This is a genomic window from Gordonia amicalis (assembly GCF_022059885.1).
GTDB classification, from domain to species: Bacteria; Actinomycetota; Actinomycetes; order Mycobacteriales; family Mycobacteriaceae; genus Gordonia; species Gordonia amicalis.
Genome location: NZ_CP091855.1, coordinates 3,960,924 through 3,985,638, shown reverse-complemented (window position 1 = coordinate 3,985,638; position 24,715 = coordinate 3,960,924). Strand labels below are relative to the sequence as shown.

Here is a 24,715-nt window from a genome sequence, read left to right as displayed (position 1 = left end):
ATCGTCGGTGAACTCGCCTAGATTGAGAGAGTGTTCGAGCCTGGAACGGTGATCGCCGGGTACCGCGTCGAGCGACTCCTCGGCAGCGGCGGCATGGGCGCTGTCTTCCTCGCCCGGCACCCGGAGCTCCCCAGGTATGACGCACTGAAGGTGCTGAAGGACTCGGCAGGCTTGACCGACAACAACTTCCGGCGCCGATTCCTCCGCGAGGCCGAGGTCGCGGCCACCCTGGACCACCCGAACATCGTGACCGTCTTCAATCGCGGCCGGGCGACGGTCCCCACCGCGTCCGAGACCGGTCGGTCGGATGTGCTGTGGATCGCGATGCAGTACGTGCCGGGCACCGACTGTGCCCGTGAGCTCGCCGACATCGGGAGATTCACACCGTCGCGGGTCGCGCACATCGCGTCGCAGGTCGCCCGCGGCATCGACCACGCCAACCGCCGGGGTCTCACCCACCGCGACGTCAAACCCGGGAACATCCTGCTCGCCGAGGTCGACGAGGACTCGACGGTCGAGGAACAGCGGGTGTTGCTCACCGACTTCGGCGTCGCCAAGATCTCCGACGAGACCGAGGCCCTCACCTCGGTCGGCACCGTGCTGGCCACCCTGTCCTACGCCTCACCGGAACAGCTGATGGGACGGACGCTGGACGGTCGTAGCGATCAGTACTCGCTGGCGGCCTCGACCTTCCACCTGCTCACCGGCCGGGTGCCGTTCGACGACCGCGACACCGGCGCGGTCATCGGCGCACACCTCAAGGACCCGGTGCCGCGGGCATCCGAACTCGTCGCCGGGTTGCCCACCGGGGTCGACGCGGTGATCACCAGGGCGATGGCGAAGACACCCGAGGAGCGGTTCGCGAACTGCCGCGAGTTCGCCGACGCACTGACGGCGAGTCTCCGGCACGTGCCTCGACCGTCGGTTCCCGACGCCGAGGCCGTCACCGTGCGCGGACTCTCGCCGCGCCCGGCCGGCGGGAACCATCAGGCCTCGCGAAACCAACCCGGGCCGATGCCGGCCACACGTCGCGCGGTTCCGCCGCCGGCGCCGGGACGTCCGTACCGCGGCGGACCTCCGCCCGCCCCGCCCGGCGGGGAGGCGACGCGGCGGGCCGCACCCCGGCCGAACCCGGATCGGCGTGCCGGTGAACGCCCGTCCGGGGACAGGCAGCCGCGAGACCGGCCGGCACCACCGCGTCCGGCCACCGGAGCCGATCCCGCCGTGTGGCAGCACCCACCGTCCGGTCCGCACCGCCAGACCAACGACCATCTCCGCGCCGCGGGGTCGGGACCGATGGGACGGCCGCCGGGTGGTGCACCGTTCCCAGGCGGGCCGATGTCGTCCGGCGGTCCGCGTCCGTCGTCGAGCCCGAACCGCCTGCCCCTGGTGCTGGCAGGGGTGGCGGCCGTGCTGCTGATCCTGATCGTCGTCGTGTTTCTCGTTGCGCTGTAGCCCGACGTGGATCGGGGTGTGCGCGAGGCGGCCATGCTGTCACAGCTGTCCCATTCGTCACCGCCCGGAGTGCCTCCCAGGAGGTGTCGGTGGGCGCGCCTAGAGTAGACCCGGACTCGGCGACCGGCGGCACGAGATCAGCGTGCGCATGATCCCCGCGAGACAGCAACCAGCGAGCACAGAAGAGGCACAGTGACGGACTCGTTTGTTCACCTGCACAACCACACCGAGTACTCGATGCTCGACGGTGCGGCCAAGGTGTCACCGTTGTTCGCCGAGGCCAAGCGGCTGGGCATGACCGCCATCGGCATGACCGACCACGGAAACATGTTCGGCGCCAGCGAGTTCTACAACACCGCGATCAAGAACGACATCAAGCCGATCATCGGCATCGAGGCCTACATCGCGCCGGGTTCGAGGTTCGACACCAAACGCGTCCAGTGGGGCACGCGTGAGCAGAAGAGCGACGACGTCTCCGGTTCGGGCGCGTACACGCACATGACGATGGTCGCGGAGAACGCGACCGGCCTGCGCAACCTGTTCAAGCTGTCCTCGCTCGCCTCCATCGAGGGTCAGCTCGGCAAGTGGGCGCGTATGGACGCCGACGTGATCGCCCAGTACGCCGAGGGCATCATCGCGACCACCGGCTGCCCGTCCGGTGAGGTGCAGACCCGTCTGCGTCTGGGGCATGACCGTGAAGCCCTCGAAGCCGCGGCGAAGTGGCAGGAGATCTTCGGCAAGGAGAACTTCTATCTCGAGCTGATGGAGCACGGACTCGAGATCGAGCGCCGCGTGCGCGACGGTCTCCTCGACATCGGCCGCAAGCTCGGCATCAAGCCGATCGTCACCAACGACTGCCACTACGTCACCAAGGAACACGCCGCCGCCCACGAGGCGCTGCTGTGCGTGCAGACCGGCAAGACGCTGTCCGACCCGACCCGCTTCAAGTTCGACGGCGACGGCTACTACCTGAAGTCGGCCGCGGAGATGCGCGAGCAGTGGGACTCGGTGGTCCCGGGCGCCTGCGACAACACGCTCGAGATCGGTGAGCGCGTCGAGTCCTACAAAGATGTCTTCACCCACCGCGACCGCATGCCGGTCTTCCCGGTGCCCGACGGCGAGACCCAGCAGACCTTCTTGCGCAAGGAGGTCGCGAAGGGACTCCAGGAGCGTCGTTTCGCCGGTACCGAGGTGCCGCAGGAATACCTCGACCGGGCCAACTACGAGCTCGACGTCATCATCCAGATGGGCTTCCCCGCCTACTTCCTCGTGGTCGGCGACCTGATCCGCCACGCCCTCGAGGTCGGCATCCGAGTCGGCCCGGGCCGCGGTTCGGCGGCCGGCTCGCTGGTCGCCTGGGCGCTGGGTATCACCAACATCGACCCGATCCCGCACGGACTGCTGTTCGAGCGATTCCTCAACCCCGAACGCGTGTCGATGCCCGATATCGACATCGACTTCGACGACCGTCGTCGAGGCGAGATGGTGCGCTACGCGACGGAGCGATGGGGAAGCGACAAGGTCGCCCAGGTCATCACCTTCGGAACGATCAAGACGAAGGCCGCGATCAAGGACTCCGCGCGAGTCCAGTTCGGCCAGCCGGGGTTCGCGATCGCCGACCGCATCACCAAGGCGCTGCCGCCGCCCATCATGGCCAAGGACATCCCGGTCTGGGGCATCACCAACCCCGAACACGAGCGCTACGGCGAGGCCGCCGAGGTCCGCACGCTCATCGAGACCGACCCGGACGTCAAGAAGATCTACGACACCGCGCTCGGCCTCGAGGGCCTGATCCGCAATGCGGGCGTGCACGCCTGTGCGGTGATCATGTCCTCGGAGCCGCTGACCGACGCGATCCCGGTGTGGAAGCGCGCCCAGGACGGCGCGATCATCACCGGCTGGGACTACCCGTCGTGTGAGGCCATCGGACTGCTGAAGATGGACTTCCTGGGTCTGCGCAACCTCACCGTCATCGGTGACGCCCTGGAGAACATCAAACTCAACCGCGGGATCGACCTCGACCTCGACTCGTTGCCGCTCGAGGACGAGAAGACCTACGAACTGCTCGCCCGCGGTGACACGCTCGGCGTGTTCCAGCTCGACGGCGCGGCCATGCGCGAACTCCTGAAGATGATGCAGCCGACCGGGTTCGAGGACATCGTGGCCGTCCTCGCGCTGTACCGGCCCGGTCCGATGGGTGTGAACGCACACACCGACTACGCCAAGCGCAAGAACGGTCTCCAGGAGATCCGGCCGATCCACCCGGAGCTCGAGGAACCGCTCAAGGAGATCCTCTCCGAGACCTACGGTCTGATCGTCTACCAAGAGCAGATCATGCAGATCGCGCAGAAGGTCGCCGGCTACTCGCTCGGACAGGCAGACCTGCTCCGTCGCGCGATGGGCAAGAAGAAGAAGGAGATCCTCGACGAGGCCTACGACGGCTTCGCGGAGGGCATGCGCAACAACGGATTCTCGCAGGCGGCGATCACCGCGCTGTGGGACACGGTGTTGCCGTTCGCCGGTTACGCGTTCAACAAGTCGCACGCCGCCGGCTACGGCCTCGTCTCGTTCTGGACCGCCTACCTCAAGGCGAACTATCCCGCCGAGTACATGGCCGGTCTGCTCACCTCCGTCGGCGACGACAAGGACAAGGCGGCCATCTACCTCGCCGACTGCCGCAAGCTGGGCATCACGGTTCTGCCGCCGGACGTCAACGAGTCGCAGCGCAACTTCGCGGCCGTCGGCGCCGACATCCGCTTCGGTCTCGCCGCGATCCGCAACGTCGGTTCGGGCGTGGTCGGCTCGATCATCAACGCCCGTGAGGAGAAGGGGAAGTTCACCAGCTTCTCCGACTACCTCGGCAAGATCGACGTCACCGCCTGCAACAAGAAGGTGACGGAATCGCTGATCAAGGCCGGCGCGTTCGACTCGCTCGGCCACCCGCGCAAGGGGCTGTTCCTCGTGCACGCCGAGGCCGTCGAATCGGTCATCGGCACCAAGAAGGCCGAGGCGATCGGTCAGTTCGACCTGTTCGGCGGAGGGGACGACGCCGCGGATCCCGGACTGGCCGAGGTCTTCGCGGTCAAGGTGCCCGAGGAGGAGTGGGACACCAAGCACAAGCTCGCGATCGAGCGGGAGATGCTGGGTCTCTACGTCTCCGGGCACCCGCTGGCCGGCGTCGAACACGCCATCGCCGCGCACACCGACACCTCGATCACGTCGCTGCTGGAAGGCAACATCTCCGACGGTGCCCAGATCACCATCGGCGGCATCATCTCGTCGGTGACGCGCCGGGTGAACAAGAAGGGGGAGCCGTGGGCCGCGGTCACCCTCGAGGACATGGTCGGTGGCGTCGAGGTCTACTTCTTCCCGCGCGCGTACGTGGCGTACGGGATGGACATCGTGGCCGACAACATCGTGCTGATCAAGGCCCGGGTCAACCTGCGTGAGGACAGCATGATGATCAGCGCCAACGACCTGGCCGTTCCCGATCTGGAGACCGCGGGAGCCACCAAACCGGTCGCACTGACACTGTCCGCGCGACTCTGCACCCCTGATCGGGTCCAGGCGCTCAAGCAGGTACTCACGCGCCATCCGGGGATGGCGGACGTGCATGTGACGCTCGTCAGCGACAAACGACAGACGCAGCTCAAGCTGACCGAGTCCCTACGTGTGGCGCCGAGTTCGGCCTTGATGGGCGACCTGAAAGCGCTGCTGGGACCGAGCTGCCTGGGCTGACCTGCTGGTCGAGCCGTGTTCTGCTGGTGAAGCCGCTCCCTGCTGGTTGAGCCGGTAGCGAGCGCTGGCGGCGAGGCGTGTCCTGCTGGTTGAGCCAGAGGAGCGCTGGCGGCGAGGCGTGTCCTGCTGGTTGAGCCGGTAGCGAGCGAAGCGAGCCACCGCGTCGAAACCGCCCGACCAGAACACCGACAGGGTCCCCGTCACCAGGATTTCGGTCCACCGAACATTTCTCTTCGCTGTGGCGCTATACTCGACGCCACGTCCAGTAGCGCCCAGCCGTAGAGGGGAGTGTTCGCAGATGACCACGATGATCGGCATCAACGTGCACCGTCCGGTTCGGCGCGCGCCGCGCACGATCGACGTCTTCGGCATCGAGTGGCCCGCCCACAAGGCTCACGCCGTCCTCGCCGGCATCGCCACCGCCGTCGTGACCCTGCTGATCCTCGGATCGTTACAGGCCACTGCGTGGGCGACGGCGGTGGCAGTCCTCGCGGTGTGGTGGGGCGAGCGCTACCTGGCGGGGAATGCGGCGGTCGCGCCCCGATCGAATCCGCCCGGGATCTCGTAGATCCGTCCGTCGAATCCGGCCCGGTACAGGCGCCCGGCGGAGAACCCGCGGTCGCCGCGACCGTACGAGAGAACGCTCGAGGTCGACAGACCGGTCGCCAGCACGCAGTGACGTCCGGGAGAGGTGATCCGGACGATCTCGCCGGTCGCGTTGAACGGCACGACCGGCCGGTCCCGGGAATCGAGGGTCAGCCCATCGGGAGTCGACGGTGTACCGACGCCGAGCAGACTCTGCACGTTCCGCGGGTCGGCGGTGGAGATCCGGCTGACGCCCGGGTTCACGAATGTCCGCGAGACGTAGAGCCAACGGTCGTCGCGGCTCAGGACCGCGCCGTTGGCGCTCGGCAGGGCGCCCCACGCGGCGTTCACGGCACCGCCGGGTGAGACGCGTCCGATGAGGTTGCCGAAATCATTGGTGGCGTAGACGTTTCCACGCGCGGACACATCCATCCCGTTCGCCGCGGACAGGCCGGTCACCCACGGACGGAATGCGCGTGTGTTGACGTCCAGACGGCCGATGGACGCGTGCCGCAGCGCATCGCCGACGAACACGCGCGGATCGGCGCCGTACCCGACGAGCAGGGTCCCGTCGGGCGTCCAGGCGAGTGCACCCGCCCCGCTCCCACCGGGCACGCGGGCGATCGGCACCGCCGGTGCACCCGGCCCGGACAGCCGATACACGCGCCCCGAGACGAGATCGGTGGTGTAGAGGCGTCCACTGGCGTCGACCGTCAGGCCTTCGAGTGCGGCACCCGGCACGACGCCGACGAGCCGTGCGGGAGCGGCTCCCGGACAGAGCGGCGCGGCCGAGGCGGGGGCGGGGCCGACGGCGGTGGCGAGACCGAGCGCCACGGCGGCGGCCGATGCGCCGGCGGCGATCCGGGTGAGGCGAGAGGTGCGCCGGCGCCGGCGCCGGGATGGGTGGCGAGATGTCATGACTGCTCCCTGGTCAGGTGGCGGGCCGTGCTGCTGCCGTGATCTCGCCCGGTCTTGCGCACGGGTGCGGGGCGACGAGTGGCTCCGCGGGTATACCCACCCGTCCGTCAGGGCAACCCCGGCACCCACCCGCCGTGTCGGAATCGGTGCACCCGGACGGTCCGAACGATCCTGCGCAGTGAGAACATGGCAGTCGTGAGTACGCACCACGTCCCCGTTCACCAGCACGGTCCGGCACTGACCCTCGACGCCATCGAGTCGGCGTCGACGCGAATCGCCGACGCGGTGGCGCGTACCCCGCTCGAGGCCTGCCCGCGACTGTCGACGTCGGGCGCGCAGATCTACCTCAAGCGCGAGGACCTGCAGACCGTCCGCTCCTACAAGATCCGCGGCGCCTACAACGTGATGGCGCAGCTCTCGGCCGACGAACTGTCCCGAGGTGTGGTCGCGGCCAGTGCCGGAAACCACGCGCAGGGAGTCGCATTCGCGTGCCGGAGCATGAAGGTGCCGGGACGGATCTACGTCCCGACCACCACCCCGAAACAGAAGCGCGACCGGATCGCCTGGCACGGCGGTGAATTCGTCGAGCTGAAAGCGATCGGGGACACCTACGATGCGGCCGCTGCCGCCGCACAGGCCGATGTGATGCGCACCGGGTCCGCGTGGATCCATGCCTTCGACGACCCGCGGACCGCGGCCGGTCAGGGAACCATCGCACGCGAGATCGTCGAGCAGCTCGGCCGGATGCCCGACGTCGTCGTCGCACCGGTCGGCGGCGGCGGCTGCCTGGCCGGCATGGCGACCTACCTGCGTGGGCTCTCCGCCGAGGTGGCGATCGTCGGCGTCGAACCGACCGGCGCCGTGTCACTGAGCGCGGCGCTCGTCAACGGCGGGCCGGTCACCCTCGACGACATCGACCCCTTCGTCGACGGCGCGGCGGTGAAGCGGATCGGCACCATCGGACACCGGGTGATGTCCGAGCTCGGCGCGAGCGTCAGCGATCATCCGGTCCTGGCGAGCATCTCGGCGAACCCGGCCGTCCGGGTCATCCCCGACGGCCCGGTGTCGCCGACCCCGGGCTCCGCCCACATCACACATGTGGACGAGGGCGCCATCTGCTCGGCGATGCTGGAGCTGTACCAGAACGAGGGCATCATCGCCGAACCCGCGGGAGCGCTGGCGGTCGCTGCACTCGACAAGCTGCGGCTGCCCGCCGACGCGGTCGTCGTATGTCTGGTGTCCGGCGGCAACAACGACGTGTCCCGCTACGGCGAGATCATCGAACGCTCGCTGGTGCACCGGGGCCTCAAGCACTACTTCCTGGTCGACTTCCCTCAGGAGCCGGGTGCGCTGCGCCGTTTCCTCGACGAGGTCCTGGGACCGGATGACGACATCACGCTGTTCGAGTACGTCAAGCGCAACAACCGCGAGACCGGTGCCGCACTGGTCGGTGTCGAACTCGGCACCCCGGATGACCTGGGCGATCTGATGGACCGGATGTCGCGTTCCCGCCTGCACTGCGAACGCCTCGAGCCGGGGTCGCCGGCCTACGAGTACCTGACCTGATCGTTTATGGCCGGGACCCGCCCGGCGCGGCTTCGGGCTATGAATCGCGCCGGACGCCGACGATCACGTTGTGTCCGGGTGACACTCCGTCGTCCGGTTGCTCCCAGGCCAGCCGGACGTCGAGTGGCCAGGGGAGTGTCACGGACGCGCCGCCGGGGACGCACACCACCGACCAGTCGGCGCGATGCATCGCGAACCACCCTGCCGCCTCGTCGAATTCGGCGTCGACCGAGGCGAATGCCGGATCATGGAGGGCCGGTTCGGCTTTCCGTAATGCGATCAGTGACCGGTAGAAGTCGAGCACCCGCGCGTGGTCGGTACGGGTGAGCTCCGACCAGTCCAGCTTCGACCGTTCGAAGGTCTCCGGGTCCTGCGGGTCGGGCACGTCCTCACTGTCCCACCCGTGTTCGGCGAACTCCGCCTTCCGGCCCTGCGCGGTCGCCCGGCCCAGCTCCGGTTCGGGGTGCGAGGTGAAGAACTGGAAAGGCGTTGCCGCGCCCCATTCCTCGCCCATGAACAGCATCGGGGTGTAGGGGGACAACAGGACCAGGGCGGCCTTGATGGCGAGTTGCCCGCCGTCCAGGTAGGCACTCGGCCGGTCACCGATCGCCCGGTTGCCCACCTGGTCGTGGGTGCACGTGTAGGCCAGCAACGACGACGCGGGCACGAGGTCGGTCGGGATCGGCCGGCCGTGGCAGCGGCGCCGGAACGACGAGTAGGTGCCGTCGTGGAAGAACCCACCGGTCAGGACCTTCGCGAGGCAGCCGAAGCTGCCGAAATCGGCGTAGTAGCCCTGTCGCTCGCCGGAGACGAGCGTGTGGACGGCGTGGTGGATGTCGTCGTCCCACTGGGCCGCCAGCCCGAGACCGCCGCGAGATCGCGGCATGATCATCCGGGGGTCGTTGAGATCGCTCTCCGCGATGAGTGACAGCGGGCGCCCGAGCTCGGCCGAGAGGGCGTCGGTCGCCGCGGCGAGTTCTTCGAGGATGTGGACCGCACGATGGTCGGCGAGGGCGTGGACGGCGTCGAGACGCAGTCCGTCGATGTGGAATTCGGTGAACCAGCGTAGGGCGGTGCCGGCGATGAAAGCGCGCACCTCGTCGGAATCGGGTCCCGACAGGTTCACCGACGACCCCCACGACGTCGTGCCCTCACTGAGATACGGTCCGAAGTCCGGCAGATAGTTGCCGGACGGTCCCAGGTGGTTGTAGACGACGTCGAGGACGACGCCGAGTCCCTTGGCGTGACAGGCGTCGACGAAGCGGGCGAGTGCGGCCGGGCCGCCGTAGGTCTCGTGCACCGCGTACCAGCCGACGCCGTCGTACCCCCAGTTGTGGGTGCCGTTGAATGCGTTCACCGGCATCAGCTCGACCAGATCGACGCCGAGGGTGACGAGGTGGTCGAGCCGTTCGATCGCGGAGTCGAGAGTGCCTGCGGGGGTGAAGTTCCCGAGGTGCAGTTCGTAGATCACGGCCCCGTGCGCGTCGCGGCCGGCCCAGTCGTCGTCGGTCCACCGGCTCTCGTCGACGCCGAAGAGTGCGGACAATTCGTGGACCCCGTCGGGCTGGCGGACGGAACGCGGGTCGGGCCGGGCCGGGCCGTCATCCAGCGAGAACCCGTAGCGCAGGTCCGGGCCGGTCTCGATCGCGTTGTCCGACGGGACCTGCCACCACCCGCCGGCGCCGGCGGACATCGGCACCGACCGGGTGGGGGAGCCGGGACCGCCGGATCGTACGACGAGGTCCACCTTCCCGGCCTCGGGCGCCCACACCCGGATCTCGTTCACCGAGCGTGGCGGGTGGTAAGGGCCCACATTGGAACGAAGTGGTAGGTATTGTTCCCGTTGGTCGACTGACCAAGTTTTGGTGCTCTGGTCATCAGTCGCGGACGTCGTCGGGGAATTCCTCACATCATGCAAGGTATGTCGGGGCTCTCGAAGGCGCATCGCGCGATACTGTGAGGCCGATCACAATCGCCGGACGAAAGCGGGGTATATTACGGCGACGCTCATGTCCAAGGGGGCACCTCGAGCAGATCAGCCGAGCCGATGCGCACGAGTTGGCGCATCACGTGCTCGGCGACCTGACGGCCGGTGAACGGGTGAGCCGAGACGCAAGGGTAGGGATTGAGCACAGACGCAGTCACCTCGGACGACGAGGAGGTCGGTCGGAAGAGACCGAATGCGGTTCGGGCGTGGTTCGACAAGCATGTCGTCGCGTCCTTCGACACCTTCGGACGCCAGCTGGGCATGTTCGTCGAGGTGTTCCGCACGCTCTTCGTCGACCTCGCCAAGCGGCGGTTCCCGTTCGGTGAGTTCATCCGCCAGTGCGCTTTCATGGCGACCACGTCGGTGTTCCCGACCCTCCTCGTCGCCATCCCGATCGGCGTCATCGTCTCGATCCAGGTGTCCAACATCGCCGGCCAGGTCGGCGCCACGTCGTTCTCCGGTGCCGCCACCGGTCTCGGCGTGATCCGGCAGGGCGCACCCCTGGTCACCTCGTTGCTCCTCGCGGGCGCGGTCGGCTCGGCCATCGCCGCCGATCTGGGTTCGCGCACCATCCGCGACGAGATCGACGCCATGAAGGTGATGGGCGTCAACCCCATCGAGCGGCTGATCTCGCCGCGACTCCTCGCCACCATGGTGGTCAGCTTCCTGCTCTGCGGCTTCGTGTGCTTCGTCGGTTTCATCACCGGCTACGTCTTCAACGTGTACTTCCAGGGCGGTACGCCAGGCAGTTACACGGGCACTTTCGCATCGTTCGCGACGACCGCGGACCTGATGTTCGCGTTGGCGAAAGCGGTCATATTCGGCGCGATCGTGGCGATCGTCGCCTGCGATCGCGGCCTCTCGACGAAGGGCGGTCCCGCCGGTGTCGCGAACTCGGTGAATGCTGCGGTGGTCAACTCGGTTCTGCTCCTGTTCACCGTGAACGTGATCCTCACGCAGTTGTTCGCGATCCTCTTCCCGTCGAAGGTGGTGTGAGATGACCGCGTCACGGTATGTGCCACCCGCGCTCAGGCCCGTGGAGGCCGCCAAAGCCGTCTATCGGGGGCCGCGCGACGCGCTCGCGGCGATGGGTCACCTCATCACCTTCCTGGTCCGGTCCATCGGTGCCGTCCCGCTGGCCTTCCGGCACTACAGCAAAGAGGTCTGGCGGCTGCTCGCCGACGTCGCGTGGGGCAACGGCGCCATCGTCGTGGGCGGCGGCACGGTCGGTGTCATGGTGATCCTCGGGATCATGGGCGGTGCGACCGTGGGGATCGAGGGCTACACCGCGCTGAACCTGCTCGGCATGTCGCCGGTGACCGGCGGACTGTCGGCGTTCGCGACGACGCGTGAGATCGCCCCGCTCCTCGCGGCCACGGCGTTCACCGCGCAGTCGGGCTGCCGCTTCACCGCACAGCTCGGTTCGATGCGCATCGCCGAGGAGATCGACGCCCTCGAGGCGATCGCGATCCGGCCGCTGCCGTACCTGGTCACCACCCGCATGCTGGCCGCGGTGCTCGCGATCATCCCGCTGTACTCGGTGTCGCTGGCCGCCAACTACCTTGCGTGCCAGTTCATGTTCATGGTCCAGAGCGGCCAGGGCGAGGGCACCTACCTGTACTACTTCAACCAGTTCATCGTGTCGTGGGACATGGTGTTCTCGTTCATCAAGGTGATCGTCTTCGTGCTGCTGACGACGTTCATCCAGTGCTACTACGGATACTTCGCCTCTGGGGGGCCCGAAGGTGTGGGAGTTGCTGCCGGACATGCCATCCGACTCGCGATCATCGTCATCGTGTTCGCGAATCTGATCATGACCCTCGTGTTCTGGGGCACCTCGCCCGGAATCAAGATCTCGGGCTGAGGGGGAGCCGGTGAACATCGCGACCGATGGGCGCAACCCATCGCTGCTGCAGTACGTGCTGCGGGGCGTCGCCTTCCTGCTGGTCCTGCTGGTGATCTTCGTGCTGCTGTTCATGCGGTACCAGGGCACATTCAGCAAGACGGTGGCCGTGACCGCCGACCTCGTCGATGTCGGTGACGGTCTGACGTCGGGTGCCGACGTCCGGTACAACGGGCTCATCGTCGGCTCGGTGAAGTCGATCTCGGTCGCCGACACCGGCGAGACCGACGCGACGAAGGTGATCAAGAAGGTCGAGATCGACATCGTGCCCGCGCAGGCCGAGGGCATCCCGGCATCGGTGACCGCGCGGACCGTGCCGTCGAACCTGTTCGGCGTCAACTCGGTCGAACTGGTGCGGCCCGCCGAACCGGGCACCGAGCGGCTGTCGTCGGGCGATTCCGTCCCCGCCGACAAGTCTCTCGAGACGATCAAACTGCAGGACGCGCAGAACGAGTTGAGTGCCATCCTCGACGCGGTGCCGCCGGAGGAACTCGCCCAGGTGCTCGGTGTCATCGCCGACGCCCTCAAGGGCGGCGGTTCGGTGTTCGGTTCGTTCGTCGGCGTGCTGCGCAACTACTTCGACTCGATCAACGCGCAGTTCCCGCCGGGTGCACCCCCGGGGTTCGACAACTTCGACGCCGCGATCAGCGGCCTCGCGGAGTCCGCGCCGGAACTGCTCGACACCCTGGGGCGCAGCGTGATACCGGCGGTGACGCTCGCCGAGAAGCAGCGCGACCTCGCAGCACTGCTCTCCGGCAGCCAGGGACTGCTCGACCAGACGCAGCTGATGTTCGCCCGCAACGGAAACGGCGGTCAGCGACTCGTCACCGACCTCAACCGCATGCTCGGTGCCACCGTCCTCGAACCGAACTCGCTGCCGCAGGCGGTCATCGCGCTCAACAACCTGGCCGCCCGGGTGCTCACGGTCTTCACCGGGACCAACGGACACGTCAAGCTCAACCTCGGTGTGAGCTTCGGTGCGTTCGTGCGCTACACCCGGCAGAACTGCCCGGTCTACAACGGCGGCCCGTACGGGACCTTGCGCGGCCCGGGATGTGTCGGGCCGGGAACCGGTACCGGACCGACGATGTCGGGTCCGCTGCAGATCTACCCGTCCGACGGCATGCGCAAGAACCGGCCGGTGGGCATGGTGACCACCGACTCCGACAACAAGACCCTCGGTGCGGTGCGGCGCCGGGAGCCGTCGGCCGCCGACACGGTCATGCTCGGACCGCTGGTCCAGTCGATCGACGCGCGTGATGCTGCCACCGACCACGGAGGGGGACGATGAGCGCGGCCTCGGATTCGATCCGAAAACCGTTGATCGGCTTCCCGATCTTCGCCATCGCCGCGTTGCTCGTGTCGTATGTGATCTTCTCGACCCTGGAACGATCGGTGTCGGGATCGACGAACAAGTACACGACGTTCTTCACCGACGCCTCGGGTCTCTCCAGCGGCGACGACGTCCGGATGGCCGGTGTCCGCGTCGGCCGCGTCGACAAGATCGAACTCGACAACGGCCGCGCCCGAGTCGAATTCGAGGTGCAGAACGACCAGCAGGTCTACACCAACACCCGTGCCGCGATCCGCTACCAGAACCTCATCGGTCAGCGGTACCTCAACCTGACGCTGGTGGAGGGCCGGGACAGCAAGCCGTTGTCGCCCGGGTCGACACTGGAGTTGCCGTCCGAGGACTCCTTCGACGTCACCAAGCTGCTCGCCGGGTTCCAGCCGGTGTTCGAGACACTCGACGCCGAGCAGGTCAACGCACTCTCGCAGGGTCTTCTCGAGGCCTTCCAGGGCAATTCGGTCTCGCTGAGCTACACGGTCGCCGAGGTGGGCAGGCTCGCCGAGGACACCGCCAACCGCGACATCGTGATCGGCGCGATCATCAACAACCTGAGCACCGTGATGCGTGACCTGTCCCGCCAGGGCGGTCAGCTCGGCACGGTCATCGGGTCGATGTCCGATCTGATCGCGAACCTCAACTCGAACTCGGCGGCGTTCGGCAGTGCGGTCTCCGACATCGGACGCACCGCAAGCGGTTTCGCCGACGTCCTGAGCCGCAGCCGGGACAGCCTCGCCGCCGCCGCGACCGACGGACGGATCGCCACCAAGACGCTCATCCAGAACGGCTCCAAGCTCGACCGGATGGCCGTCGACGCGCCGGTCTTCCTCGGTCACTTCCCGCTGGTACTCGGAGAGGGTGCGTACCTGAACATCTATGCCTGTGACCTCGACGTCGCGATCGGTGACGTCCTGCTGCCGCCGGGGATCTTCAACAAGATCGGTGGCACGAATCATTCGGTGGTGTGCCGATGAACTGGTTCCGTAAGAACTTCCGCAGCAACACCCGGATCTGGTACGGCGTGATCGGCGCGGTCGTCATCGTCGCCCTCCTGCTGGGCGTGACGGCACTGGCGGGCGCGCATCTCGGCAAGAAGACGCTCACCGCGGACTTCGCCCAGGCCGGCGGAATCCGGCCCGGGGACAAAGTGCGGGTGGCCGGCATCGACGTCGGTGAGGTCACCGAGACCGAACTCGCCGGGAACCACGTCGCGCTGACGATGAAGGTCGACACCGACGTGCGGGTGACGTCGAACGGTATGGCCGAGATCAAGATGTCGACGCTGCTGGGTCAGCGCTACGTCGATGTGTCGCTGGGCGATTCGCCCGAGGAGGCACCCGACGGTCACATCGAGCGGACCGCGGTGCCCTACGACCTCAACCGCACCATCGAGGAGGGGGCGCCGATCCTGACCGGCGTCGACGACAAGACCCTCTCGCAGAGCATCCGCACCCTCAACCGTCAGCTCGCCGGTGTTCCCGCGATCACCGAACCGACATTCGAGGCCCTGACGCAGATGTCCGAGGTGATCACCAACCGCAAGGACCAGATCAACCAGCTGATCGCCGACACCAAGACGATCACCATCATCGTCAACGACAATCAGGCGCAGCTCGCGGTGATCGTCGGCCAGGGTCGCGACCTGACCCAGAAGATCGTGGCCCGTGAGGAATTGGTCACCCGCCTGCTCGACGGCATCGCCGAACTGACCGAACAGGCCAGTGCGGTGGCGGGTGAGAACGCCAACCAGTTCGCCCCGATCATGGCGAACCTCAACACGATCACGCAGGGTCTCGAGAAGAACCGCAACAACCTGCGCAAGCTGCTGGAGATCCTGCCCGTGACGGCTCGACTGACCAACAACGTCATCGGCGACGGGCCGTACGTGAACGGCTACCTGCCCTGGGGCATCTTCCCCGACAACTGGTTGTGCCTGGCCCGGGTGGTGGACGGATGCTGAACCCGCAGAGACTGCGTCGTTCGACGCTCCTCGTGTGCGTCTCCCTGCTCGGCATCCTGGGGCTGTCGGGATGTTCGATGATCCCGGGAAGCTGGAAGGCCGCATTCGGGCAGGCGATCGAGGTCACCGCGTACTTCGACAACGTCGCCGGCCTCTACGTCAGCAACGACGTCGCGGTGCTCGGCATGCCGGTCGGTCAGGTGACCGCGGTGGAGCCGCAGGGTGACCGGGTCAAGGTCACCATGACCATCGACAACGACGTGCCGGTGCCCGCCGACGCCACGGCCGCCATCGTCAACACCTCCATCGTGACCACGCGCCACGTCGAGCTCACCCCCGCCTACGAGGGCGGACCCAGGCTGGAGGACGGTTCGGTGCTGAAGGAGACCAAGGCCCCGGTGTCCGTCGGGGAACTGTTCGACGCCATCGACGGTCTCGTCGTGTCCCTGAAGGGCGAGGGCCCGGGCTCCGGCCCGCTCGCGGACATGATCGACATCACCTCGGGGATCGCCACCGGCAACGGCGAGGAGATCCGCGCCGCCCTCGACCAGCTGGGCCAGGCGTCGAACGTGGTGTCGGGCAACAGCGATGCACTCGTCGACATCATCGAGACCATCGAGGGACTCACCACCACGCTGGTGAAGAACTACCCGAAGATGACCGCCTTCTCGAAGTCGGTCAACGAGGTGTCCGAGCTGCTCGGCAGCCAGTCACCCGGTCTCGTCGCCACGCTGCGCAACCTCAACCAGACCCTGCAGAACACCACGGCCTTCCTGCAGAACAACACCAACACGATCTCGGTCTCCTTCGACCGGCTCGCCGCGCTGACCGCGAACCTGAGCGACTACTCACGGCAGGTGGTGGAGACCATCGACGTCGGTCCGCTGCTCTTCCAGAACCTTGGCAACTCGATCTCCGCCGAGCAGGGCACCTGGCGCGCCCAGGTCCTGCTGGACAAGTCGCTCGTCGACAACGAGCTGCTCGCCGAGTTCTGTGAGGCGATCAACCTGCAGAAAGACGGCTGCCGCACCGGCAAGCTGAAGGACTTCGGTCCGGACATGGGCATCTACTCCGCGATGCTGGAGCTGACGAAATGAGAGCGGTGACAAGCGCTTCCCTGGGTCGCACGGTCGCTGAACCGGCACGACGCCGCTCCCGCATGCGACGCGGCGCGGTGACGGCGTTGCTCCTCAGCGCGCTGATGGGGCTCACCGGTTGTGGGGTGCTGCCCGGGCTGACCGTCGAGCAGATCCCGCTGCCGGCCCCCGGTGGCATCGGCGACTCCATCAGGCTGACGGCGAATTTCGACAACGCCCTGAACCTGCCGACGCGCGCGAAGGTGAAGCTCAACGGCACCGACGTGGGGCAGGTCGACACCATCGTCGCCAAGGACTACTCCGCGATCGTCACGATGGACGTCAGCAAGAAGACCAAGCTGCCCGTGGGCACGGGCGCCGAACTCCGACAGGCGACGCCGCTCGGAGACGTGTTCGTGGCCCTGCTGCCGCCGCCCAACGCGCCGAAGGGTTTCATGGTCGACGGGGACACCCTGACCGGACCCACCTCCGCGGCGGCGACGGTCGAGGACCTGCTCATCAGCATGAGCGGTGTGGTGGACAGCGGCTCGCTGAACTCGCTCACGGTCATCCTGACCGAACTGAGTGCCGCGGTCGCGACCAACCCGTCGGACCTCAACGGCGCGATCCGCGGACTGACGACCGGTATTCGCAAGCTCAACCAGAGTTCGGCGCAGGTCGACCGGTCACTGGCGAACACCCGGATCCTGACCGGACAACTGGCCGACGGTCGTGCCCAGATCATGGCGTCGATCAACAAGCTCGGCCCCGCCCTCGAGTCGCTGAACGGTCAGATCGGCTCGATCCTGACCGCGCTGGACAAGACCCAGCAGGTGACCTCGGCGACCAATGACTTCCTGCGTACCGACCAGGACAATTTCGTCGAGATGCTCGGTCATCTGTCGACCGTCCTGGCCGGTCTGCGACAGGCGGCGGGTCCGCTCGGTTCGCTGGCCGACAATCTGCACACGTTGACCCCCAAGTGGATCAAGTCCACACCGGGTAGCGCGGCCGCGGTGTCGTCGAAGGTCTACTGGCTCAACCCGGGCGTCGGGTTCGATTCGGCGAGCAGGCTTCCCGAGCTCGAGGACATCGACTCGGGCTCGGCAGCGCTCCAGCAGACCCTCACCCGGTTGCTGGCCCGACTCACCGGAACCAAGGGGTGCTGCGGATGAGCGGCGTATTCGGTTTCCTGCGTAGAAATTCGGTGCTCGTCGGGAACATCGGGCTCGTGCTGGTCATGGTCGTCGGACTCGGTTACCTGGCGCTCGGCACGTTGCGGTGGGAACCGTTCGCGGACAAGTACAAGCTGACCGTCGAGTTCCCGATCTCCGGTGGTCTGCAGGAGACCTCGGGTGTGACGCTGCGCGGTGCGCGTATCGGCGAGGTCGACACCATCCGCGTGGAACCGGATTCGGTGACGGTGAAGGTGACGGTCGACGACCGGTACAAGATCAACCGCGACAGCACCGTTGCGGCGCTGGGGTTGTCGGCGGCGGGCGAGCAGTACGTCGACTTCCAGCCGACCACCTCCGAGGGGCCGTACCTGAAGGACGGCGACGTGATCAAGGCCGGCCAGACCAAGGTCACCGTGCCGTTCTCCGACCTTCTCGAGTCCTCCCTGGATCTCATCCAGCAGATCGATCCGGCCGAACTCCGCTCGGCGGTGGACAATCTGAAGGTCGCGCTGTATTCCGAGGACGGCTCCAACGATCTGGAAGTGCTGTTCGACTCGGGCGGCACGATCTTCGCGCGGCTGTACACCGCATTGCCCGAGACCACGAGGCTGATCCAGAACGCGGGCACCATCTTCAAGACGACCGCCGACATCCAGCCCGACTTCGGGAACACGGTGTCGTCGCTGAGCGACCTGATCAACAACGCCGCCGCCTCCGACAGGGAACTGCGCACCCTGCTCGATCGCGGCCCGTCGCAGATGACCAGCCTCGCCGGTTCGATCAATCAGCTCACCGATCCGGTGACCGACGTGATGAAGCAGTTCCTCGACATCGCCGAGCAGGGCGCGCTGCGAGCACCGGCTCTGGCGACGCTGATGCCGTCGATCCGGGACGCGAGCATCAAGAGCCTCACCATGTTCCACGACGGCGCGTGGTGGACTTTCGGTTCGGTGTATCCGCGGCCGAGCTGCAACTACCCGGTCACCCCGCGTCGGCCGACCAAAGTCCTCGAGCTGACCATCCCGACCAATCTGTACTGTGTGACCGAGGATCCGAACCAGCAGATCCGTGGCTCGGCCAACGCACCACGACCGCCGGGCGACGACACTGCCGGGCCGCCACCGGGTTACGACCCGAATGCCCGCACAGTGCCGCTCGACAAATGACGACCAGACAAGTTGCGTGACCTGTAGATGACAGACCGTGAGAATCCAGATCTCGACAAGAACACCGACGTGACCGCGGACAGCGCCACCGGCGAGGAGAGCGGCACGGACGAACTCGGCGCCGGCGCATCGGGAGCCGAGGAGAAGACCACCGCAGCGCGGCAGACCACGGACGCTGCCACGACTCCGCGCGGAAAGTCGGCTCGTCGCACCGGTTCCGGAGCGGCGGTCAGCGAGCCCGATCCCGAGCCCGGCCCCGCGGCCGCCGGCAAGAGGGAGTTCTCGCTGACGGTCACCGCGAGCGGGATCAAGCGCGCACTCGGTGCGTTGGTGATCGTCGTGCTGATCGTGGCCGGCGTGTTCCTCGGCTGGCGGACCTACACGCTGCAGAGCGAGGCGAATGCCTTCGCCGACGCAAAGACCGCGTCGGCGGATTTCGTCACCAAGCTGGTGACGACCCTCAACGCAGACAATGCGGGCAACTCCAAGGAGCTACTCGGTCCGCTGTCGACCGGTGAGCTGCGTCAGCGTCTCGAGCAGGAGCGCGCGGACACCGAGCAGAACGTCGAGTCGCTCAAGATCGAGGTCTCGTCGAAGATCAGTGTCGTCGCGGTCGAGACCGTGGACACCGACGCCGCCCAGACGGTCGTGATGGCGGAGGTGACCGGACGCAGCGTCAAACTGCCCAGCGGGGGAACCAGTCTCATGGTGTTCCGGCTCGACCTGAGCAAGGAAGACGGCAAGTGGCTGGTCTCGAAGGTCGACGGTCCGCCCGGTAGCCCGAGCGGTCAGATCGACCCGTCGCAGTCGTTGCCGGGGGCCGGTGGGGCACCCGCACCTGCGCCGACTCCCGCGCCGGCTCCCGCTCCCGCCGGCTGACCGACCGCGGGTTGCACTCCAACCGTGCGGGAACTCAGTCCCGGACGAGGATCGCGACCGAATGGTCGGCCCTGGCCGTGGCCAGGTCGACGGTCTCGTCGTAGACCGCACCGGTGCGGACATCGCGCCAGTGCACCCCCGAGGGCAGTCCGATGACGGTGTCGACCGCCGCGTCCGGGTCGAGACTGTGCGTGAACCGTGCGGTGATCACGACGACCTCGGCGACCTCGCCGGAACCGCGGGTGAATGCGACGGTGCGGTCGGAGGCCGGACCGTCGACGGGAAGGCGGTCATAGGTGCTCGTGGCACCGAACGCGTCCGGGTATCGGGCACGGACACCGAGCGCGGTCCGTACCAGCTCCGCTTTCGGGTGATCCAGGGATTGACCGAAGTCCACGGGCCGCCGGTTGTCGGGGTCGACGAGCGAGTCCTCCCACCACTCGGTGCCCTGATAGATGTCCGGGACGCCGGGACCGAGTAGAGCTATCGCCTTGCGCGCGAGGCTTTCCTGCCGCCAGGCGGATTCGGTCCGGGCGACGAGTTCACCGACCGCGCTCGCGATCGGTTCGGTGGTGACCTGGGTGATCCAGCGTTCGATCGCGGCTTCGAAGTCCTCGTCGACCTCGGTCCAGGTGGTACGAAGACCGGCCTCACGGGCAGCCTTGCGGGCGTAATCGACGATGCGGGTGCGCAACTCGTCGGTGACCACCCCGTCGGCGAGTTCTGCGCCGGGCCGGGGCCCGACGGCCGGCCACACCCCGAAGATGTTCTGCAGCAGGAAATAGCACGTCAGGTTGTCCGGGATGTCCGTGCCCAGCCAGACGCGTTCGATGAGCAGGGACCACCGCTCGGGCACCTGGGCGAGGAGGGCGATACGAGCGCGGACGTCCTCACCGCGTTTGGTGTCGTGGGTCGACGTCGCGGTCATCGCGAGCGGCCAGCGGCGGGACCGATCGATGTTGTGATCGTGGAAAGCGTTGAGCGACACCGACGGGTTCGCCGGATCGCCGCCGACCTCCTGCGCCGACACCAGGCGCGCGGTGCGGTAGAAAAGGCTGTCCTCGACGCTCTTCGCGGTCACCGCACCGCAGGTCTGCGCCAGGCGTGAGGTGGCCGCGCCCGGACTGCGTGTCGCCCGCACGATCGTGTCGAGCGCTCGTGTCAGCGAAGGCTTCTCGGTCGCGATCCGTACGGCTGTGATCTCCAGTCGCGGCCGTAGCGACGGATAGTCCGCCCGGTAGACGCCGAGGGAGGCGATCAGCTCGGCGCACGCCTCGGCGATGGCGTCGGCGTCGGCGGCGGGGTCGGAGTGGGTGATCGCGCGGACGAGTCGCCGGAGTTCGGTGGGGAAGGATTCGCGCAGAGTCGTCAGCTTGCGCTGGTGTTCCACCGATGCCATCCACTGCGCATCGCCGGTGTCACCGGTGAGGTGCTCGTTGAGTTCGGTGAGCTGGACGACGCCTGACGGAGCGACGAACAGGGCGTCGATGACGCGCATCTGGTCGTAGCCAGTGGTGCCCTCGACGGGGAGGGTCGGTTCCAGGGGTTCGTCCGGAGCGAGGATCTTCTCGATGTAGAGCAGTCGGTCGTCGCCGACATCGGAGCGGAGTCGGTGGAGGTACTGCTGGGGGTCCCAGAGTCCGTCCGGATGGTCGACGCGGACACCGTCGATGAGGTCCTCGGCGAGGAGTTCGCGCAGCCACTCGTGCGTGGCGTCGTAGACCGCGGGGTCCTCCTGCCGAAGGCCCGCGAGCTCGTTGACGGTGAAGAATCGGCGGTACCCGATCAGGCCGCTGTTCCACGGCACGAGCTTGTAGTGCTGTCGCGCATGGATTTCCGCGGGGGTGCCGTCCTCGGTGCCGGGTGCCACCGGGAAAGCGTGGTCGTAGTAGCGCAGGTTGCCCTGCTCGTCGATCTCGAGCGGACTCAGGTCACCGTCGGCGGCGACGACCGGGAGTGCGATCTTGCCGCCGGCACCGTTGTCGTCGCTGAGGTCGATGTCGAAGAACGAGGCGTAGGGCGAATGGACGCCGTGACGCAACAGGTCCGCGAACCACGGGTTGGCTAGAGCATCCGCCACGCCGGTGTGGTTGGGGACGATGTCGATGATGAGGCCGAGGCCGCGGTCGGTTGCGGCCCTGCGAAGCGCACGCAGACCGTCGACACCGCCGAGGAGGTCGGACACGGCCGGTGGCGGGAGCCAGTCGTAGCCGTGGGTCGACCCGGCCGAGGCGGTGCCGATGGGAGAGAGGTAGACGTGACTGACCCCGAGCTCGACGAGATGGTCGAGCGTCTTCGCGACGTCGGCGAACCCGAAGTCGGCGTTGAGTTGGAAGCGGTACGTGGCCCGAGGCGTCGGACGTGTGCTCATCGTGTCAGGACGTCTTCCGCAGGACGAGTACGGACCGGCCGCCGACCGTCACCGAATCACCGGACGCGGCAGTCAGATCCGAGTCGCCGGTCGGGTGGGTGGTGTCGAGTTCACCGGACCATTCGAGCCCGTACTGCTCCGGCGGGAGGTGGAAGTCGATGGGCTCGTAATGGGCGTTGAAGCAGATGAAGAACGAGTCGTCGACGACCCACTCGCCTCGTTCGTCCTTCTCGCCGAGTCCCTTCCCGTTGAGGAACACCGCGAGACTCTTCCCGAATCCGCTGTCCCAGTCCGCGCTGGTCATCTCCACGCCGGCGGGGGTGAGCCACGCGATGTCGAGGGACTGGTCGCCCCACCGGATCGGCTTGCCGCCGAAGAAGCGGCGTCGACGGAACACCGGATGCGCGGTGCGCAGGGCGATGGCCTTGCGGGTGAACTCCAGCAGGTCGGCGTTCTCCTCGGCGAGTGACCAGTCCACCCAGGACAATTCGGAGTCCTGGCAGTACACGTTGTTGTTGCCCTGCTGGGTGCGGCCGATCTCGTCGCCGTGGGCCAGCATCGGTGTGCCCTGCGACAAGAACAGGGTCGCCAGGATGTTGCGCTGCTGCCGGGCGCGCAGCGCGTTGATCTCGGGGTCGTCGGTCGGACCCTCGACGCCGCAGTTCCAGGACCGGTTGTGGCTTTCGCCGTCGCGGTTGTCCTCGCCGTTGGCCATGTTGTGTTTCTCGTTGTACGACACCAGGTCGCGCAGCGTGAAGCCGTCGTGTGCGATCACGAAGTTGATGCTCGCCAGCGGTCGTCGGCCGGTCGCCTCGTAGAGATCCGACGACCCGGTGAGCCGGGACGCGAACTCGCCCAGCGTGGACGGTTCCCCGCGCCAGTAGTCGCGGACCGTGTCGCGGTACTTCCCGTTCCATTCGGTCCACAACGGCGGGAAGTTGCCGACCTGATAGCCGCCTTCGCCGATGTCCCACGGTTCGGCGATCAGCTTGACCTGGCTCACCACCGGATCCTGTTGCACCAGATCGAAGAACGCCGACAGACGGTCGACGTCGTGGAGTTCGCGGGCCAGCGTGGAGGCGAGGTCGAAGCGGAAACCGTCGACGTGCATCTCCAGGATCCAGTAGCGCAGCGAGTCCATGATGAGCTGCAGCGTGTGCGGATGCCGTCCGTTGAGACTGTTCCCGGTCCCCGTGTAATCCATGTACATCTCGGGGTCGTCGTCGACGAGTCGGTAGTAGGCCGCGTTGTCGATGCCGCGGAAGCTGATCGTCGGGCCGAGGTGGTTGCCCTCGGCGGTGTGGTTGTAGACCACGTCGAGGATGACCTCGATGTCCGCGTTGTGGAACTCCCGTACCATCGCCTTGAACTCGGTCACCGCACTCGCGGGCTGGTCGGGCGTCGAGGAGTACTCGATGTGCGGTGCCAGGAACCCGAAGGTGTTGTACCCCCAGTAGTTTCGCAGTCCCTTGTCGCGGAGGACGAAGTCCTGCATGAACTGGTGGACCGGCATCAGTTCGATCGCGGTGACACCCAACGACTTCAGGTGGTCGATGATCACCGGGTGGCAGAGACCGGCGTAGGTGCCGCGCAGATGCTCGGGCACCCCGGGATGGGTGGCGGTCATACCCTTGACGTGGGCCTCGTAGATGACCGTCTGGTGGTAGGGCCGGTTGGGCGACCGGTCGTTCTGCCAGTCGAAGTACGGGTTGATGACCACCGAGACCATCGTGTGTCCCAGCGAGTCGAGCGCGGGCATCGGGTTCTCGGGCGCGGGCTGGTTCTCCGGAAGTGGTTCCAGCACAGTCGCTTCTGGGGCCGGTGCGCCGTCGGCGCCGGAATCCTCAGCGTCGGAATCCTCAGCGCCGGAATCCTCAGCGCCGGAATCCTCAGCGCCGGAATCCTCCGTTCCCGAATCCTCGGCCCCCGAATCCTCTGCTCCGGTGTCCCCGGTGTCGGTGTCATCGGCTCCGGTGTCATCGGCTCCGGCGGCGTCCGCGTCCGACGCCTCGGGCGACTCCTCCGTGTCGTCGTGCGTCGGCAGGGGATAGGAGAAGAGCGAGGCGTCGCCGTCGAAGTCGCCGTGAAAAGCCTTGCCGTACGGGTCGAGAAGGAGTTTGCTCGGGTCACACCTCAGGCCGCGGGCGGGATCATAGGGGCCGTAGACGCGGAAACCGTAGAACTGTCCGGGCACCACATTCGGCAGATAGCAGTGCCAACAATAGCCGTCGACCTCTTCGAGGCGGATGCGCCGTTCTTTGCCCTCGCGGTCGATGAGGCACAGCTCGACGGCTTCGGCGACCTCGGAGAACAACGAGAAGTTCGTCCCCGCACCGTCGTAGGTCGCGCCGAGCGGGAACGGGGTGCCCGGCCAGACGGGGATCGGCGCGGGTTCGGGTTCGACGAGCGCGTCGGCCTGAACCGGATCCTCCGGCATGGGGACCGGCGGGGTGTCGGTCGTGCTCGGGTCCGGGTGTTCACCCGTGGTTGGCGAAGCGGTAGTGCCCACCTTCGGAGACGACGTCATGGGTCGACACTAGTCGTGTTGCGTCAGGCGGTCATCTCGGACAGGGCATCATCGGGCA

17 protein-coding genes are annotated in these 24,715 nt (G+C 67.1%); 13 read left to right on the top strand and 4 right to left on the bottom strand.

Going from position 1 to position 24,715, the window contains the following annotated elements; all coding sequences use genetic code 11:
- The first annotated feature begins 30 nt into the window (after positions 1 to 30).
- The 3 genes from IHQ52_RS18255 to IHQ52_RS18245 all read left to right on the top strand — a co-directional run bounded on the left by IHQ52_RS18255 (position 31) and on the right by IHQ52_RS18245 (position 5,761).
- The gene (locus IHQ52_RS18255; RefSeq protein ID WP_096274088.1) at positions 31 to 1,455 is read left to right on the top strand and encodes a serine/threonine-protein kinase; all 1,425 of its coding nucleotides are present in this window, start codon (positions 31 to 33) and stop codon (positions 1,453 to 1,455) included.
- A gap of 192 nt (positions 1,456 to 1,647) precedes the next feature.
- Positions 1,648 to 5,193: a DNA polymerase III subunit alpha gene (dnaE, locus tag IHQ52_RS18250; protein ID WP_096274086.1), complete on the top strand. Its 3,546-nt coding sequence runs from the start codon at positions 1,648 to 1,650 to the stop codon at positions 5,191 to 5,193.
- A gap of 298 nt (positions 5,194 to 5,491) precedes the next feature.
- Positions 5,492 to 5,761, top strand: coding sequence for a hypothetical protein (locus tag IHQ52_RS18245; protein WP_040005061.1), 270 nt, complete (start codon positions 5,492 to 5,494; stop codon positions 5,759 to 5,761).
- Here the strand turns inward: IHQ52_RS18245 and IHQ52_RS18240 are convergent.
- Positions 5,704 to 6,696: an SMP-30/gluconolactonase/LRE family protein gene (locus IHQ52_RS18240; protein ID WP_040005062.1), complete on the bottom strand. Its 993-nt coding sequence runs from the start codon at positions 6,694 to 6,696 to the stop codon at positions 5,704 to 5,706. The two genes, IHQ52_RS18245 and IHQ52_RS18240, sit on opposite strands and share 58 nt — an antisense overlap.
- A 186-nt stretch (positions 6,697 to 6,882) precedes the next feature.
- Between IHQ52_RS18240 and ilvA the strand changes: the two genes are divergently transcribed.
- A complete protein-coding gene (gene ilvA, locus IHQ52_RS18235) occupies positions 6,883 to 8,262 on the top strand; it encodes a threonine ammonia-lyase IlvA (RefSeq protein ID WP_006438538.1) in 1,380 nt (459 codons plus the stop codon).
- Between the two features lie 37 nt (positions 8,263 to 8,299).
- Here ilvA and treZ read toward each other — a convergent pair whose 3' ends face one another.
- Positions 8,300 to 10,033, bottom strand: a complete 1,734-nt coding sequence (treZ, locus tag IHQ52_RS18230) for a malto-oligosyltrehalose trehalohydrolase (RefSeq protein WP_006438539.1) — start codon at positions 10,031 to 10,033, stop codon at positions 8,300 to 8,302.
- A gap of 354 nt (positions 10,034 to 10,387) precedes the next feature.
- Between treZ and IHQ52_RS18225 the strand changes: the two genes are divergently transcribed.
- From IHQ52_RS18225 to IHQ52_RS18185, 9 genes are read left to right on the top strand one after another with little or no spacing between them, the layout of a single operon-like run.
- Positions 10,388 to 11,245: an MlaE family ABC transporter permease gene (locus tag IHQ52_RS18225; protein WP_006438540.1), complete on the top strand. Its 858-nt coding sequence runs from the start codon at positions 10,388 to 10,390 to the stop codon at positions 11,243 to 11,245.
- A gap of 1 nt (position 11,246) precedes the next feature.
- Positions 11,247 to 12,113 carry an MlaE family ABC transporter permease gene (locus IHQ52_RS18220; protein ID WP_096274084.1) on the top strand — a complete coding sequence of 289 codons (867 nt, stop codon included), beginning with the start codon at positions 11,247 to 11,249 and terminating at the stop codon, positions 12,111 to 12,113.
- Positions 12,114 to 12,123: 10 nt separating this feature from the next.
- Positions 12,124 to 13,443, top strand: coding sequence for an MlaD family protein (locus tag IHQ52_RS18215; RefSeq protein ID WP_096274082.1), 1,320 nt, complete (start codon positions 12,124 to 12,126; stop codon positions 13,441 to 13,443).
- The gene (locus tag IHQ52_RS18210) at positions 13,440 to 14,474 is read left to right on the top strand and encodes an MCE family protein (RefSeq protein WP_006438543.1); all 1,035 of its coding nucleotides are present in this window, start codon (positions 13,440 to 13,442) and stop codon (positions 14,472 to 14,474) included. The genes IHQ52_RS18215 and IHQ52_RS18210 overlap by 4 nt, the downstream gene beginning before the upstream one ends.
- Positions 14,471 to 15,460 (top strand): MCE family protein, encoded by a 990-nt coding sequence (locus IHQ52_RS18205; protein ID WP_006438544.1) that lies wholly within the window; start codon positions 14,471 to 14,473, stop codon positions 15,458 to 15,460. The genes IHQ52_RS18210 and IHQ52_RS18205 overlap by 4 nt, the downstream gene beginning before the upstream one ends.
- A complete protein-coding gene (locus IHQ52_RS18200) occupies positions 15,454 to 16,557 on the top strand; it encodes an MCE family protein (RefSeq protein WP_006438545.1) in 1,104 nt (367 codons plus the stop codon). Before IHQ52_RS18205 ends, IHQ52_RS18200 begins: the two co-directional genes overlap by 7 nt.
- Positions 16,554 to 17,711: an MlaD family protein gene (locus IHQ52_RS18195; RefSeq protein ID WP_210737803.1), complete on the top strand. Its 1,158-nt coding sequence runs from the start codon at positions 16,554 to 16,556 to the stop codon at positions 17,709 to 17,711. Before IHQ52_RS18200 ends, IHQ52_RS18195 begins: the two co-directional genes overlap by 4 nt.
- Entirely contained in the window at positions 17,708 to 18,880 is a 1,173-nt protein-coding gene (locus IHQ52_RS18190) for an MlaD family protein (RefSeq protein WP_096274968.1), read from the top strand. Before IHQ52_RS18195 ends, IHQ52_RS18190 begins: the two co-directional genes overlap by 4 nt.
- A 27-nt stretch (positions 18,881 to 18,907) precedes the next feature.
- Positions 18,908 to 19,759 carry a hypothetical protein gene (locus IHQ52_RS18185; RefSeq protein ID WP_024500342.1) on the top strand — a complete coding sequence of 284 codons (852 nt, stop codon included), beginning with the start codon at positions 18,908 to 18,910 and terminating at the stop codon, positions 19,757 to 19,759.
- 34 nt (positions 19,760 to 19,793) lie between these two features.
- On the opposite strand, the gene treY is transcribed toward IHQ52_RS18185, so the two are convergent.
- Together treY and glgX are read right to left on the bottom strand one after the other, a co-directional pair.
- Complete coding sequence (gene treY, locus IHQ52_RS18180; RefSeq protein ID WP_096274080.1) at positions 19,794 to 22,130, bottom strand: malto-oligosyltrehalose synthase; 2,337 nt, start codon at positions 22,128 to 22,130, stop codon at positions 19,794 to 19,796.
- 4 nt (positions 22,131 to 22,134) lie between these two features.
- The gene (gene glgX / locus IHQ52_RS18175; RefSeq protein ID WP_024500340.1) at positions 22,135 to 24,657 is read right to left on the bottom strand and encodes a glycogen debranching protein GlgX; all 2,523 of its coding nucleotides are present in this window, start codon (positions 24,655 to 24,657) and stop codon (positions 22,135 to 22,137) included.
- Positions 24,658 to 24,715: the final 58 nt, after the last annotated feature.

Coding starts and splice junctions, on each gene's coding strand:
- IHQ52_RS18220 (WP_096274084.1), top strand. CDS start 11,247: ATGACCGCGTCACGGTATGTGCCACCCGCGCTCAGGCCCGTGGAGGCC.
- IHQ52_RS18205 (WP_006438544.1), top strand. CDS start 14,471: ATGAACTGGTTCCGTAAGAACTTCCGCAGCAACACCCGGATCTGGTAC.
- treY (WP_096274080.1), bottom strand. CDS start 22,130: ATGAGCACACGTCCGACGCCTCGGGCCACGTACCGCTTCCAACTCAAC.
- IHQ52_RS18190 (WP_096274968.1), top strand. CDS start 17,708: ATGAGCGGCGTATTCGGTTTCCTGCGTAGAAATTCGGTGCTCGTCGGG.
- IHQ52_RS18245 (WP_040005061.1), top strand. CDS start 5,492: ATGACCACGATGATCGGCATCAACGTGCACCGTCCGGTTCGGCGCGCG.
- IHQ52_RS18185 (WP_024500342.1), top strand. CDS start 18,908: ATGACAGACCGTGAGAATCCAGATCTCGACAAGAACACCGACGTGACC.
- glgX (WP_024500340.1), bottom strand. CDS start 24,657: ATGACGTCGTCTCCGAAGGTGGGCACTACCGCTTCGCCAACCACGGGT.
- IHQ52_RS18195 (WP_210737803.1), top strand. CDS start 16,554: ATGAGAGCGGTGACAAGCGCTTCCCTGGGTCGCACGGTCGCTGAACCG.
- ilvA (WP_006438538.1), top strand. CDS start 6,883: ATGGCAGTCGTGAGTACGCACCACGTCCCCGTTCACCAGCACGGTCCG.
- IHQ52_RS18240 (WP_040005062.1), bottom strand. CDS start 6,696: ATGACATCTCGCCACCCATCCCGGCGCCGGCGCCGGCGCACCTCTCGC.
- IHQ52_RS18200 (WP_006438545.1), top strand. CDS start 15,454: ATGCTGAACCCGCAGAGACTGCGTCGTTCGACGCTCCTCGTGTGCGTC.
- IHQ52_RS18210 (WP_006438543.1), top strand. CDS start 13,440: ATGAGCGCGGCCTCGGATTCGATCCGAAAACCGTTGATCGGCTTCCCG.